General features: G+C 69.2%; 12 protein-coding genes and 2 pseudogenes. 4 read left to right on the forward strand and 10 right to left on the reverse strand.

The features are described from left to right. Both IG98_RS46110 and IG98_RS0142595 read right to left on the reverse strand, forming a co-directional pair. Nucleotides 1–342 (reverse strand): annotated as a pseudogene (locus IG98_RS46110) (hypothetical protein); the annotation flags it as partial. A 6-nt stretch (nt 343–348) separates the two neighbouring features. Beyond that, on the reverse strand, nt 349–879 hold the full coding sequence (locus IG98_RS0142595; RefSeq protein WP_030925965.1) for a dTDP-4-dehydrorhamnose 3,5-epimerase family protein: 531 nt from the start codon (nt 877–879) through the stop codon (nt 349–351). 40 nt (nt 880–919) lie between these two features. Here IG98_RS0142595 and IG98_RS46115 point away from each other — a divergent pair, with 40 nt between their 5' ends. Then, nucleotides 920–1,825 carry a glycosyltransferase family 2 protein gene (locus IG98_RS46115; protein WP_051753669.1) on the forward strand — a complete coding sequence of 302 codons (906 nt, stop codon included), beginning with the start codon at nt 920–922 and terminating at the stop codon, nt 1,823–1,825. Between the two features lie 25 nt (nt 1,826–1,850). On the opposite strand, the gene IG98_RS0142605 is transcribed toward IG98_RS46115, so the two are convergent. The 8 genes from IG98_RS0142605 to IG98_RS52960 all read right to left on the reverse strand — a co-directional run bounded on the left by IG98_RS0142605 (nt 1,851) and on the right by IG98_RS52960 (nt 9,845). Beyond that, nucleotides 1,851–2,537 (reverse strand): methyltransferase domain-containing protein, encoded by a 687-nt coding sequence (locus IG98_RS0142605; protein WP_245651947.1) that lies wholly within the window; start codon nt 2,535–2,537, stop codon nt 1,851–1,853. An 85-nt stretch (nt 2,538–2,622) separates the two neighbouring features. After that, the gene (locus tag IG98_RS0142610; RefSeq protein ID WP_030925971.1) at nt 2,623–3,801 is read right to left on the reverse strand and encodes a glycosyltransferase family 4 protein; all 1,179 of its coding nucleotides are present in this window, start codon (nt 3,799–3,801) and stop codon (nt 2,623–2,625) included. Beyond that, nucleotides 3,791–5,107: a nucleotide sugar dehydrogenase gene (locus IG98_RS0142615; RefSeq protein WP_030925973.1), complete on the reverse strand. Its 1,317-nt coding sequence runs from the start codon at nt 5,105–5,107 to the stop codon at nt 3,791–3,793. The genes IG98_RS0142610 and IG98_RS0142615 overlap by 11 nt, the downstream gene beginning before the upstream one ends. 145 nt (nt 5,108–5,252) lie before the next feature. Continuing rightward, nucleotides 5,253–6,350 carry a GNAT family N-acetyltransferase gene (locus IG98_RS0142620; protein ID WP_245651948.1) on the reverse strand — a complete coding sequence of 366 codons (1,098 nt, stop codon included), beginning with the start codon at nt 6,348–6,350 and terminating at the stop codon, nt 5,253–5,255. A gap of 15 nt (nt 6,351–6,365) precedes the next feature. After that, nucleotides 6,366–7,298: a glycosyltransferase family 2 protein gene (locus tag IG98_RS0142625; RefSeq protein ID WP_030925977.1), complete on the reverse strand. Its 933-nt coding sequence runs from the start codon at nt 7,296–7,298 to the stop codon at nt 6,366–6,368. Nucleotides 7,299–7,329: 31 nt separating this feature from the next. After that, entirely contained in the window at nt 7,330–8,004 is a 675-nt protein-coding gene (locus tag IG98_RS0142630; protein WP_030925979.1) for a polysaccharide deacetylase family protein, read from the reverse strand. A gap of 189 nt (nt 8,005–8,193) precedes the next feature. Then, complete coding sequence (locus tag IG98_RS0142635; protein WP_030925981.1) at nt 8,194–8,742, reverse strand: dTDP-4-dehydrorhamnose 3,5-epimerase family protein; 549 nt, start codon at nt 8,740–8,742, stop codon at nt 8,194–8,196. 263 nt (nt 8,743–9,005) lie between these two features. Further along, entirely contained in the window at nt 9,006–9,845 is an 840-nt protein-coding gene (locus tag IG98_RS52960; protein WP_051753673.1) for an ATP-binding protein, read from the reverse strand. A 1,045-nt stretch (nt 9,846–10,890) separates the two neighbouring features. Between IG98_RS52960 and IG98_RS0142645 the strand changes: the two genes are divergently transcribed. The 3 genes and pseudogenes from IG98_RS0142645 to IG98_RS0142660 all read left to right on the forward strand — a co-directional run. Continuing rightward, the gene (locus tag IG98_RS0142645) at nt 10,891–11,712 is read left to right on the forward strand and encodes a helix-turn-helix domain-containing protein (protein WP_063766389.1); all 822 of its coding nucleotides are present in this window, start codon (nt 10,891–10,893) and stop codon (nt 11,710–11,712) included. Next, complete coding sequence (locus tag IG98_RS0142650; protein ID WP_030925987.1) at nt 11,709–11,915, forward strand: DUF397 domain-containing protein; 207 nt, start codon at nt 11,709–11,711, stop codon at nt 11,913–11,915. The genes IG98_RS0142645 and IG98_RS0142650 overlap by 4 nt, the downstream gene beginning before the upstream one ends. A 339-nt stretch (nt 11,916–12,254) precedes the next feature. Then, nucleotides 12,255–12,416, forward strand: a pseudogene (locus IG98_RS0142660) (DNA alkylation repair protein); the annotation flags it as partial.

A 12,416-nucleotide genomic window follows, 5' to 3' on the forward strand; every position in this document is an offset into this window, starting at 1 on the left:
GATCACTCCGCCGTCGATCCGGCTGTTTCTGATGACCACGTTGTCGGCGTGGACGAGCAGGTCACCGGTGATGTGCACGCCGTCGAGCACGGTGCCCGGGGCCCGGACGCGGTAGGCCGCGCCGTCCTCGTTCAGGGCCGGCGTGCTGAGCTTCGTACCGGGGAGGACGCCGGTGCACGCCGGGGTCGGGTGCTCCGGGCAGCGCCCGGTGGCACCGCCGGCGGTGGCGTCACCCGTGGCGGCGGGAGCGCTCGTCGGAGTCACGTCCGAGGAGGGGCCGCACGCCGTCAGGAGTGCCACCCCGGCCGCGCAGGTGGCTGCGAGCAGGCGGGTCCATCGCATGGTCGTTCACCCCACGGCATTGGAGTCGAAGAGCGGCCGCGCCCGTGAGCCGGCGTCGCTGATCGTGGAAACCGGCAGCGGCCAGTGGACCCTCAGGTCGGGGTCGTCGTAGCGCACGGACATGTCCTCATCCGGATCGTGCTCCCGATCGATCCGGTAGCGGACGTCGGTCTGCTCGGTCGGCGCCGGCGGCCCGGGGGGAACGTGGAGGATGACGAACGTCTCGTCGTCCGGCAGCGCCGAGATCTGCTCGCCGAAGGTCGGCGAGTCCGGGCGGACGTCGACCAGCACGTCGTGCACCGCCCCGCGCGCGCACCGCGCCGGCTCGGCCTCGCCGCGACCGGACCGGCCGTGCGTGCCGCGGACCGTCCCGCGCCGTGAGCGGGACCGGCTGTCCTGAATGAAGGCGGTCGGATCCAGCCCGGACCCGGCTGTCACGACGCTGTCGAAGGTCCGGGTGAACAGCCCTCGGTCGTCACGGTGCGGCGTCGGTGTGAACAACAGCACCCCGTCGAGTGCCGCCCGTTCTACTCTCATTTGGTCATCCTTCTTTGAATGGCGACCCGGAGGCGTTCCGATGAACGACGCTGTGGAGGAGGGGGTCCCGCTCCCGGCGGGGCAGCCTGGCGAACGGTCACCACTCGTCAGCGTCGTGGTGCCGGCGCACAACGAGGAGGCCGTCATCGCGACCGGCCTGAGCCGGCTGCTCTCCGGTACGGAGCCCGGCGAGTTCGACGTCGTGGTGGTCGCCAACGCGTGCTCCGATGGTACGGCGGAGGCAGCCAGACGGGCCGGTGTGCGGGTTCTGGAGACCCCGGTGGCGGGAAAGGCCAATGCCCTGCGCCTCGGTGACGAGGCCTGCCGCACCTTTCCCCGGGTGTATCTGGACGCCGACGTCGAGCTCGGCGCGGCCTCGGTGCGAGCGCTCGTCGCCGCGGCGGGCCGGCCGGGCGTGCTCGCCTGCGCCCCGGTCCCGGTCTGTGATCTGGACGGGGTCGGCTGGATGGCCCGGCGCCTGCACAGGGTGCACGATCAGCTGATCGCGCCGTTCCGCGCACTGGCCGGGGCGGGGGTCTACGTGCTCACCGAGCAGGGGCACGGCAGGGTCTTCCCCATGCCGGACGTGATCTCCGACGACGGCTGGGTGCACGGCGGCTTCGCGCCCCACGAACGAGTGGTGGTGCCCGAGGCCGGTTCGCTGGTGCGCCCGGCCAGGACGGTCGCGGCGCACCTGAGGCGGCGGGTGCGGGTGCGGATGGGCAACCGGCAGCTCGCGGCCCTGGGTCGTACCGCGGCCGAGGGCCGCCTGCGGCTGGGTTCCCTCGGGGCGCTCGTGGCAGGGCGGAAGGTGACCCCGCTCGACGCGGGCTGTTACCTCGCTGTCCTGTTGATGGACCGGACGCTCACCCGGGTGCGGACCCTGCGCGGTGGTCAGGTGCGGTGGGGGACCGACACCGGGAGCCGGTCCGGCCCCGGCGGTTAGTGCGGCGGCCCCGGCACCGGAGCGGTCAGGCATCGGGCGGCCCGGTGATCGCGTAGACCCGGGTCGAGCCGAACGGGTCGTCTTCCACCGCCTTACGCCCTCGCTTGACCGTGCGCAGCCGCCGGAAGCGACCGGTGCCGAGGAGGAATGCCTCCTCGACCGGATTGAAGTAGAGCACCGTGACCCGCCGGGGGTTCCGGTCCACCGAGGCGATCAGCCTCCCGATCACCGTGCTGAAGACCTCGCCGCGGAAGGGGTTGTTGAGGAACACCACGCTGACGTCGTCGGGGATCTCGTAGTCGAGCACGTCGGACCGGACGAGGTCGATGTCCCCGCAGCGCAGGCGGAGCCGGGTGCCGGTGACGTTCTCGCGCGCGATGGCGTTGAGCTCCTCGGAGAGCTCGACCCCGATCACCCTTTTGAACGGGTAGTGCGAGGCGGCCTCCAGCACCATCCGTCCCATGCCGGAGCCCAGGTCGATGAAGACGTCGTGCTCGCCGACCTCGTGGCGGGGCAGCGCGCGCCGCAGGGTCTGCCAGTTCGCCGGTGAGTAGTAGACCCGGTCCCGGTGGGCCAGGCCGAACTCCTCAAGGCTCACGAACTCCGCGGTGCGCACGCCGTACCTGCGCTCGAAAAGCAGCCGGCCGATGCTCCGGCGCAACCACGCGTACGGTCGCCGGATGAGCGCCGATGGCGCGACCGATGGGCTCATTCGCGTGTCCATGAGATGCGGGCCTCGAACACTGTTTCCACGACCACCCATTCGTTCTCGTGCGAATACCGGAAGCGGCCCGCCATCAGGAGCAGGCGGTCTCGTAGGCGGCGAGCAACGCGGCCGCGGAACGTTCCCAGGAGAGCGGGCCCCGGACGCGGGCCTGCCCGACGACTCCCATCCGGCGCCGTTCGTCGGGATCGTCGAGCAGGCGCGCGACCAGCTTCGCGAACTGCGACTCGTCGTTGGCGGGCGCGTACACCGCCGCCTCGCCGGCCGAGACCCTGGCCTCCCGCAGGTCGAAGGAGACGACCGGGCGTGCCATCGCCATGTACTCCATGATCTTGTTCATGGTGGACACGTCGTTGAGCGGGTTGAGCGGATCCGGGGCCAGGCAGACGTCCGCCGTGGACAGGTGGCGCAGCAGGTCCTTGTCCGGGATCCGGCCGGTGAACTCGACGCTGTCCGAGAGGCCCAGCCTGCGGGAGAGGGCGACCGAGTCGTCGAAGGCGTCCCCGGCTCCGACGAACACCGCGTGCCAGTCCGTACGGCCCAGCTCGTCGCGGAGCCTGGCCAGCGCCCGCAGCGCGTAGTCCACGCCGTCCTGGGGGCCCATCACGCCCAGATAGCAGAGCAGGTACGGCTTGCCGCGCTTGATCGACTCCTCGGCGGGCACCTCGTGGAACCGCTCGATCACCGGTGCGCTCCGGACGACGAACACGTCCTCGGGCCGCTTGCCGCCCCGGGTGATCGCCACCTCGCGGTAGCTCTCGTTGGTCACGATGACCACGTCGGCCGCGCGGTAGGTGAGCCGTTCGAGCCGGCACACCATGCGGTAGAGGAAGTCCTCACCGCGGTCGAAGCGGGACAGGTAGAGCTCGGGTACGAGGTCGTGCTGGTCGAACACGAATCGCGCGCCGCGCCGCTTGAGCATCCTCGCCACCAGGAACAGCAGGTCCGGCGGGTTGCAGGCGTGCACGACGTCGACCGGCCCGATACGGCGTGCCAGCCGGAAGGTGTGCCACAGCGCCGAGCCGTACTCACGCAGGTAACCGAGCGGGCCGCCGGTCGCCGCCCGCAGCGGATAGCGGTGAATCCGCACCCCGTCCAGCTCGACGTACGGCTCACTGTCCCGCCTGGTGCCGCGTGGGCAGATGACGTGCACCTCCCACCCGGCGTCGCGCAGCGTGGTGCTCTCCTGCCACACCCGCCGGTCGAACGGTACGGAGAGATTCTCGACGAGAATGAGTGCTTTACCAGCCAAGGCCCACGTATCCAGGATGTGCCCGGCGCGCGTCGGCGTCGGGGAGGCGGACGAGGTCGATGATCGTGCGGTCGCCCGCTCTGTCGAGCGCGCTCAGCACGGCGGGGTCCTTGCATCCGACGACGCAGACGTCCACCTGGGCGAGCACGTCGTCGGCGGAGTTGGTCAGCAGTTCGCTCAGGTGCGGCAACCTGCTCTCTATGTAGTCGCGGTTCGCCCCCATGAGACGGGACAGCGAGACGTTCGCGTCGTAGATGCGGAGTTCGTACCCCTTGCCGAGCAGGCGTTCGGCCAGCTCGACCAGCGGGCTCTCCCGTAGGTCGTCGGTGCCCGGTTTGAACGACAGCCCGAACAGCCCGACCCGGCGGCTGCCGGCCGAGGCCACCAGCTCGAAGGCGCGCCGCAGATGGTCCTCGTTGGAGGGCAGGATGTGCGAGAGCAGCGGCACCGAGACGTCGGCCCGCCGGGCCGCGTAGACCAGGCCCCGCAGATCCTTGGGCAGGCAGGAGCCTCCGAAGGCGAAGCCGGGCCGCAGGTAGGCGGGACTGATGTTGAGCTTGCGGTCGGCGGTGAAGACCTCCATGACCTGGTGGGAGTCCAGCCCGAGGGTCTGGCAGATCGCCCCGATCTCGTTGGCGAAGCTGATCTTCAAGCCATGGAAGGCGTTGTCCGTATATTTCGTCATCTCGGCCACCGCCAGGGGCACCCGGAAGATCTCGCCGGGCAGGCCGGCGTAGAGCGCGGCCACCAGGTCGCCGCTCACCGGGTCGAGCTCGCCGATGACCGTCTTCGGCGGTTCGAAGAAGTCACGGACGCTCGTTCCCTCGCGCAGGAACTCGGGATTGACCGCCACCCCGAAGTCGGCCCCGGCACGGAGACCGGACGCCCGCTCCAGGATCGGGATGAGAAGCTCGGCGCAGGTGCCCGGCAGCATGGTGCTGCGGAAGACGACCGTGTGCCGGCGGTTCAGGCCGGCGAGCGCCCGGCCGATCTGCTCGGCCACCCGCTCCAGATAGACGGTGGACAGGCTGCCGTTCGAAGCGGAAGGCGTGCCGACGCAGATGAGCGAGATCTCGGTGGCCTCGATCGCCTCCGCCACGTCGGTGGTGGCCCGCAACGCACCGGTCCGCACCATCTCCGAGGTCAGCTCGCCGATGCGCTCCTCGACCACCGGTGCCCGGCCCCGGGTGATGAGATCGATCTTCACCGGATTGACGTCGACGCCGACCACCTCATGTCCGCCGGCCGCGAGACAGGCCGCGGAGACGCAGCCCACGTAGCCCAGCCCGAACACGCTGATTCTCATCCTGCGCTGCCTCCATCGCGTCATTTCCGCGAGCCCCGGTGCGGGAGGCGATTTACTAAGCCTCGCCCGACTCACCCTTTGTTCGGAGAATTTCTCTCGATCGTTACGATTGTGAGAAGTGTTCACCTCGGTGGTTCGGGCGATTTTATCGCTTTATATCACGAAATATTCGTAGCGCCTTGCGGAGGTTAGGTCCGAATGTGGACGACTTCGCCGCAGTGACCATGGCATCACCTGCCCGACGAAGGGCTTTTCTGGTCGAACTCCGGGTCACGATTCCCTGGCACACCAGCGTTTCGCCCGTTTTCGCGCGTCTTTTATATTCGTCATCACCCCGACCGAAATCGATGCGCGTGATGCCCATCGCGGGGGAGGCGGACACGATCTCGCGCAGCAGCATCCAGCCGGGGGAAAGATTGGCGAACGCCGGATCGTAGACCGGAAACCACCAGTGCAGCACGTTCTCCGAACGTAGCCCGAAATGTGCCGCGATCAGATGGGGGCCCGCGCGCAGGGTGGACAGCACGCCGCCGAAGGAGGAGTCGCGGGTGTGCAGCAACCGGGTCAGCAGGTCATGGCGACCGGATTCGGCGAAGTAGTCCCTGGCACCGGTGGCGGCGTACTGGGCGCGCTTGAGGGCGACGACCCGGTCCAGCGCCTGCGGATCGACCGCGTCGGCGACGAAACGCACCGTCCCGTAGGTCCGCTCGGCCTTGGCGGCACGCCGGCGGGCCTGTCCCATGTTGTCCTTGCCGCTGCGGGAGGCCCGGCCGAGATACCCCTCCAACCCGCCGGAGGTGTCCGCGTACGGAGACGGCCGCCGGGACTCCACCCAGGGTTCGAACCCCGGACAGCTCTCCACCAGGTGGTCGAACTCGAAGGCGCGTACCCCGTCGGTGAGCAGGTCCAACGGGCCGAAGGTGGAACCCGGCGCGAGGACGGGGCCCTGGAAGTCCGCCGCCGGCCAGCCCGCGGGCCTGATCAGCGACCGCTCGCGATGGTGCGGAAGCAGGACGCGCACCCCACCCGAGGCGTCCGTGCCCACCGACACCCGTACCTCACGCCCACCGGCGTGTACGGCCGCGGCGAATCCGGGATGGAAGCAGGGGCTGTCCAGCAGTGGATTGCCCGCGCGCAGAGCGTGCCAGGCCTCCAGCTCCCGCGCGGTGAGCGCGTCGAACCCGACGGTCCGCAACCTTGTCGCCTCTCGCCCGGTGGACGGTTCATCCGCAGCACTGCTCATCGTGATTCCGTTCGGTCAGTCGGCGAGCTTGCGCAGCCGGCGCGATGGTCGAAGCAGCGCCGTGACCGAGGCCCGCGAGGTCCGGCGACCGGTGAGCGCGCGCGCCCCCTCGCCGAGGACGACCGCGAGGTAGTAGGCGAGCGAGGCGGCCCTGCTCCTGCGCCGTCGGAACAGCTTGACCTTGTTGACGGTCAGCAGCGCGGCGAGCGTGGGGTTGACGCCGGAGTCGCCCCCGATGTGCTCGACCATCGACGCCGGTTCGTACCACAGCGTCCAGCCCCGGTCGGCGGCGCGGAGCGCGTACTCGGTCTCCTCGCTGTAGAGCAGGAAGGACTCGTCCCACGGTCCGATCTCGCGGATGAGCTCCGTGGAGATCAGCATGGCCGCACCGGTGGCCCATGCCGCGGGGCCGGGCCGCTCGTACTCGCGGGGATCGGTGACCAGCTCGCCGAGCGTGCCGATCCGGCCCGCGAGGCCACCGCCGATCACCGCCTCGGCGAGCGCCCTGCCCACCGTGGGCGTACGGCGCAGCGAGGGCTGGAGGCTGCCGTCCGGGTTGACCAGGCGGGGAACCACGAGACCGCACCCCGGCCGCCGCAATGTCTCCATCAGGGGGACGAGCGAGCCCGGCCGCAACCGGCAGTCGGGGTTGATCACGAACACCGCGTCGAGGTGGTCGAGGTCCAGCGCGTCGACACCCGCGTTGATCGCCGAGGCGTAGCCGGCGTTCCGGCCGAGCTGGACCACCTGGAGGGGGAGACCGGTCGTCTCCCGGACGATTTCGAGGGTCCGGTCCCTGGAGGCGTTGTCGGCCACGACGACGTGGGCCAGCCGCACGCCCCGGGCACCCTCGGCGAGGGAACGCAGGCAGCCTTCGATCACGTCCGCGCTGTTGTATGTGACGGTCACGATGGCGACCCGGGAATCGTCCTTGCTCTGCGTCGGCATGCTGTTACCACGTTCCAATGGGAGACGGTGATCAGGAAGGTCGGCCGCGGGTGCGCTTCACGGCGCGGGCGGCCAATCGGCGGGCGCGGAGCACGGATGAGGGACGGTCGTCCAGGACGTGCGTGGTCCATCCGGCATCGAGGTCGTGGCGGAGGCTGTTGCGCGGCTGGAGCCAGGAGCCGGGCCGGGCGTCACCGCCGTCGCTGGTGTAGGCGCGCGTCACCCCCGCCCTCCGCAGGCTGTCCAGCACATGCCGGTCGTAGGAGCCGAACGGGATGGCCACCCTGGAGACCGGCCGTCCGGTGAGCTCGGTGAGGGCCCGGCAGGCGCCGGTGATCTCCAGCGCCGACTGCTCGGTGTCCATCCGCCGCCAGTCGCGATGGGCCCAGCCGTGGGAGCCGACGGACATCCCCGCCGCGACCAGCTCCCGTACCCCGTCCTCGTCAAGCCTGCCCGGCTCGCCGAGCAGACCGGCCAGGACGAAGAACTCCGCGGTGAGACCGCGGTCGAGAAGCCGGGGAAGAGCGATCTCCACATCCGAGGCGTTGCCGTCGTCGAAGGTGATCCGCACGTCCCGGCGGCCGACCACCGCGTCGAGAACCTGCTCGAACTGCTCGACGCCGACCCAGGTCAGGTCTTCACCGGGGTCGAGTTCGCGACTGGTCGTGCCGATACCGTGCACCGTGAGGTTGACGACCGAACGCACTCGCGCCCTCGTTTCTGGTTCCGCGGCTCTCTTGCGGGCAGGGGGATTTCACGCGACATTCCGTTCCTGAGGCATATCGAGGGCGGGAAGCCACCGTTACAGGTGTGCGGCGTGTCACCCCATCCCGCCTCTGGCAGCGCACGTCCGAGAAGCCCGGTGAGAAGCCCGGTGAGAAGCCCGGTGGGGAGGTCAGCCGACCAGCCGCGCGCGCAGGTCCGCCCAGGAACCCGCGGCCAGATCGCGCTCACTGATCGCGGTGACCGGCATCGGCCACTGGATGCCGAGATCGGGGTCGTCGTAGCGGACCGAGAGGTCCTCGGCGGGGTCGTGCTCCCGGTCGATCCGGTAGCAGACGTCCGCCTGATCGGTCAGTGCCTGATAGCCGTGCAACAGGCCAGGAGGAACGTAGAGGTGGACGAACATCTCATCGTCCAGCACCACCGACATCTGGCGGCCGAAGGTCGCCGAGTCCGGCCGGGCGTCGACGAGCACGTCGTGCACGGCGCCTCGGGCGCACCTGACGAGCTTGGCCTCCCCCCGTCCGCCCCGGCCGTGCAGCGCCCGGATCGTTCCCCGGCGGGACCGCGACTGGCTGTCCTGGACGAACTCGGCGGGCCGCAGCCCGTGGGCGGCGGCGAGCGCGGCGTCGAAGGTGCGGGTGAACAGCCCGCGGTCGTCCCTGTGCTGGGTCGGGACGAACAGCAGGACACCGTCGATCTCGCCTCGTTCGACTCTCATGCGCCCATCCTCCCGACTCCCCGACCTTCCGGCCATCCAGAAGGAGAAAACGGCGCCGATCGGAATGCGCCGGGGATCGTCCCTCTCTCGGGCGGGCCGCCACCCTTCGGGTTCGGCTCCTCGCCGGAGGGGGTGCGTGAGGTGGTCGCCGCCGCACCGGACCGGGTTTCCCCGAGCAGGAGAGGATCATCGCCGCCCTCCGCACCGAGCTGCCCGCCTCCCCGACTCCTTCGCCGCCGAGCACTCCCACCGCATCTACCGGATCACGCCTTAGTGCGCTGCGCGTCCTGAAAGGGAAGGCGCCAGCGGGCCCAGACGGTTTTGCCGGGGCGGTCGGGGAGGGGGGTGACGCCGGTGTCGTGGGCGAGGGCTCTGACGATGGTCAGGCCGCGGCCGTGGATGGCTTCGACGCCGAGGGCGAGGTGTCGGGGCCGTCCGGGCCCCCGGTCGGTGACCTGGACCTGGAACTCGTCCGCGCTCGCCCACAGCGAGAGCCTGACCACCGGCTCACCGTGGACGATCGCGTTGGCGAGCAGCTCGCCGACCACCAGGACGGTGTCGTCGACGAGATGGTGCAGCGCCCAGGCGGCGAGGGTCTCACGCACCACGGCGCGGGTCTTGCCGATGATCGGCAGGTCATGGGGCAGGTCCCAGCAGACGGTGCGCGACCCGTCCGGGGGGCGCTGATCGGCGGACATCCGCCGGTCGGGCGGAGTGTGAGGGTGGTCGGCGGGCCGCGGGTGGTTCAGGGGTCGTTGGTCCGCTACGAGGTGCGGGGCGTACGGAAGCCGTGGGGTGTCCGGGGTCTCGGGCATGAGCCCTCCTTGGGGTGGCGGTGTGCTGTGTTCGGCCTCGCGCATCAGGCCGCGTAGCTCGTCGGCGGTGCCGGCCTGGACGATCAGGGGTTCGGGGGCGGGCCAGCCGGCGACGGCGTGGAAGCGCCGGCTGCCGGGGCCGTACCAGACGGTCCAGGCGGGCTCGATCTGGTCGAGCTGTTCGGCGGCGGCGCGTTCGGCCGGGTCCCAGGGCCGGGAGTCGGCCCGCGCGACGGCCGTTCCCCGCCGGTGCCGCCCACTCTGCCGGGGCTGGGGGTCGCCGTTCATGTGGTCACTCCCTGCCGGTACGAGGCGTGCCTGCCCGAAGGGGTACGGACGCTCGGTGGCCGTCCCCGTCGGTATGGCACGGCGACCGTAACCACGGGCTGCTCCGGCTGCCGATGCCGACCGGGGGACGGAGTGGGGAGTTGCCCGGAGGGGGACATCAGAACCTGCTCGGCGGAGCTCGTCGGAGGGTGTCCGGGGGAGGTCACGGGTACCGGGCCGGAGGAGGGGCTCGGGAGCTGCGCGAAGGCGGGCACCGGGGCTCGCCCGGAAAGGGGCATGGAGGGGTGTTCGGGGAAAGCTGTCGGGACCTGCCTGGGGAAGGCGGTCCGTGGCGCCGAGACGGGGAGCCGGTGGACGGGGTGGGCCACCGGGGGTGGCTGGAGAGGCTGAGGCGGCGGCGGGTGGCCATTCGGGCGCGGACCTGGGCTGAGGTGGGCTGCTCCCAGTGGTGGTGCGCGCGGTGCGGCAGGCTGGCGGCCTCGTGCGCGTACGGGGGATGACCGCACCAGCGGCAACCGGGCGGCATCGGCGGCCGGTCAGCGTGCCAACGTACCCGGATCGGCCTGGGGTTTCCTCTAGGGTTGTGCATCAGGTCGGATCTCCTGAGTCCGGTCGAGGGGCTTGTCGTGGCGTGCCGTGCCGTGGCAGGCCCCGCTCTGTTTGGGGATTGGGCGATATGGCCCGGCATTTCTGTCTTGCGCGAAGTGGCTTCCGCCCACCTGGCGGGGCTTACTCAGTGGTGACAGGTGTGTGTCCGGAAGAGGCATGAAGTGTTGCCGGGAGTGCGTTTTCCACTGAATCGCTAGGCATTTCAACTCCTTTTATCCGGACATATGCGGCGATTTTTTTGACGGCCATGGAGGGCTGCGCTCCGCACACAAGAGAGGGCCGCCCCGGCGGCGTTTCCGCTCTCCCGGACCTCTTCACAGGGTGCCCTCGGATGACTACTTTGGGTATCGAAAGTCGAGGCACATCAGTGTGACAGTTTGTGGAAAAGCTGCTCCGGTTGTGTCGCGTGTGGAATCCCCCACTGGACGGAGCCGGAATGTCCAAGAACCCCAAAATCAACCCGAAAAACGAAAAATGGGCTCTCTTTGGCGCGGAACTCCGCAAGTATCGGAAAAAGGCAAAAATGACTCAGGATGACCTGGCCGAGGTGACTCAGTTCAGCAGGAGCCTGCTGAGCTTCACCGAGAGAGGCGAACGCAATCCTGGCCGCAACCTGGCACAACGCTGCGACGACGCCTTGGGCGCGAACGGAGAACTCATCCAGTACTGGACGTACATCACCCACGCGGCGAGCCCCCGATGGTTCCGCGACTGGCTCGACATCGAACCGGAAGCGCACGCCCTGCATACCTGGCAACCGATTGTCGTGCCCGGCCTTCTCCAGACCGAGGAGTACGCGCGGGCGGTTCTTCGCGGAGAACCGGGCATAACTGACGAGCAGGTAGAAAAGGCCGTCGCGGCTCGCATGGAGCGGCAGAAGATCTTGCTGCGATCTACGCCACCTATGCTCTGGGTCATCCTCGACGAAGGAGTTCTGCACCGCCCGATCGGTGGAGAAGAGATCATGCAACACCAACTCCAGTATCTTCTGGAAATGGTCGAGCACCCTCGGATCGGTATCCAGATCCTTCCTTTGATGCGAGGGTCGACCACGGGAACTTCGGGAGGCTTTGTGATCGCCCAGCTTCCAGGAAACCCGGATATGGTATATGTCGAGTCGGTAACGCACGGACATGTGACAAATCGGCCAGAGGATGTCGGGGCTGTCTGCGCCCGATACGACACCATCCGAGCTGAGGCAAGCCCTCAGTATGTCTCGATCGAATTGATCAGAGAGGCAGAGAGGCTATGGACATGAGCGATGAGCTGAAGAGCGCGGCTTGGCGTAAGGCCACCAAGAGTGCGTCAAACCAGGGCGATTGCCTGGAGGTTGCGCCGTTGTCGGGTGGTCGGGTGGGTCTGCGGGATACCGAGGCTCCCGAGCGGGCGCCGTTCGTGGTGAGCGCGAGTGTCTGGGATGCCTTCGTCGACGGCGCCAAGAAGGGCGAGTTCGACTTCTGACCCCACTCCCGGAAACAAGGAAGCCCTCGACCAAGTGGCCGAGGGCTTCTGTCGTCGTACGGGCTATGCCACGGTGTATTCGACGTCGCCGAAGTCGGCCACCACGCGCAGCCGCCCGCCGAGGGCCTCGACCTAGGAGCGCAGGGTCGCCACCTCGACACGGTCGACCTCGCCGTGTTCGAAGGCCGCCAAGAGCGGATCCAACAGGGAAACCACCTTCGTTGTCGGTGGCCGCTGCCGAACCGGAGTGTACGACAGGCGGGGAGCCTCCGTCGTAGGCTGAATTTCGCCCGTGATGGATGGAAGGCTGAGGTGGCCGAGACGATGCTGGCTGAGGTGATGGCCGAGCTGGCCGGGCTTGAGGACCCGAGGATACGCGAGGTGAACGGGAAACACGGTGATGATCACGGTGTGAACCTCGGCAAGCTGCGCGCGATCGCGAAGCGGTTGAAGACGCAGCAGGACCTCGCGTGCCGGCTCTGGGAGACGGATGACACCGCG

It is taken from the genome of Streptosporangium amethystogenes, from assembly GCF_000721075.1.
GTDB classification, from domain to species: Bacteria; Actinomycetota; Actinomycetes; order Streptosporangiales; family Streptosporangiaceae; genus Streptosporangium; species Streptosporangium amethystogenes.

Coding starts and splice junctions, on each gene's coding strand:
- IG98_RS0142595 (WP_030925965.1), bottom strand. CDS start 879: ATGAGAGTAGAACGGGCGGCACTCGACGGGGTGCTGTTGTTCACACCG.
- IG98_RS46115 (WP_051753669.1), top strand. CDS start 920: ATGAACGACGCTGTGGAGGAGGGGGTCCCGCTCCCGGCGGGGCAGCCT.
- IG98_RS0142605 (WP_245651947.1), bottom strand. CDS start 2,537: ATGAGCCCATCGGTCGCGCCATCGGCGCTCATCCGGCGACCGTACGCG.
- IG98_RS0142615 (WP_030925973.1), bottom strand. CDS start 5,107: ATGAGAATCAGCGTGTTCGGGCTGGGCTACGTGGGCTGCGTCTCCGCG.
- IG98_RS0142620 (WP_245651948.1), bottom strand. CDS start 6,350: ATGAGCAGTGCTGCGGATGAACCGTCCACCGGGCGAGAGGCGACAAGG.
- IG98_RS0142625 (WP_030925977.1), bottom strand. CDS start 7,298: ATGCCGACGCAGAGCAAGGACGATTCCCGGGTCGCCATCGTGACCGTC.
- IG98_RS0142635 (WP_030925981.1), bottom strand. CDS start 8,742: ATGAGAGTCGAACGAGGCGAGATCGACGGTGTCCTGCTGTTCGTCCCG.
- IG98_RS52960 (WP_051753673.1), bottom strand. CDS start 9,845: ATGAACGGCGACCCCCAGCCCCGGCAGAGTGGGCGGCACCGGCGGGGA.
- IG98_RS0142645 (WP_063766389.1), top strand. CDS start 10,891: ATGTCCAAGAACCCCAAAATCAACCCGAAAAACGAAAAATGGGCTCTC.
- IG98_RS0142650 (WP_030925987.1), top strand. CDS start 11,709: ATGAGCGATGAGCTGAAGAGCGCGGCTTGGCGTAAGGCCACCAAGAGT.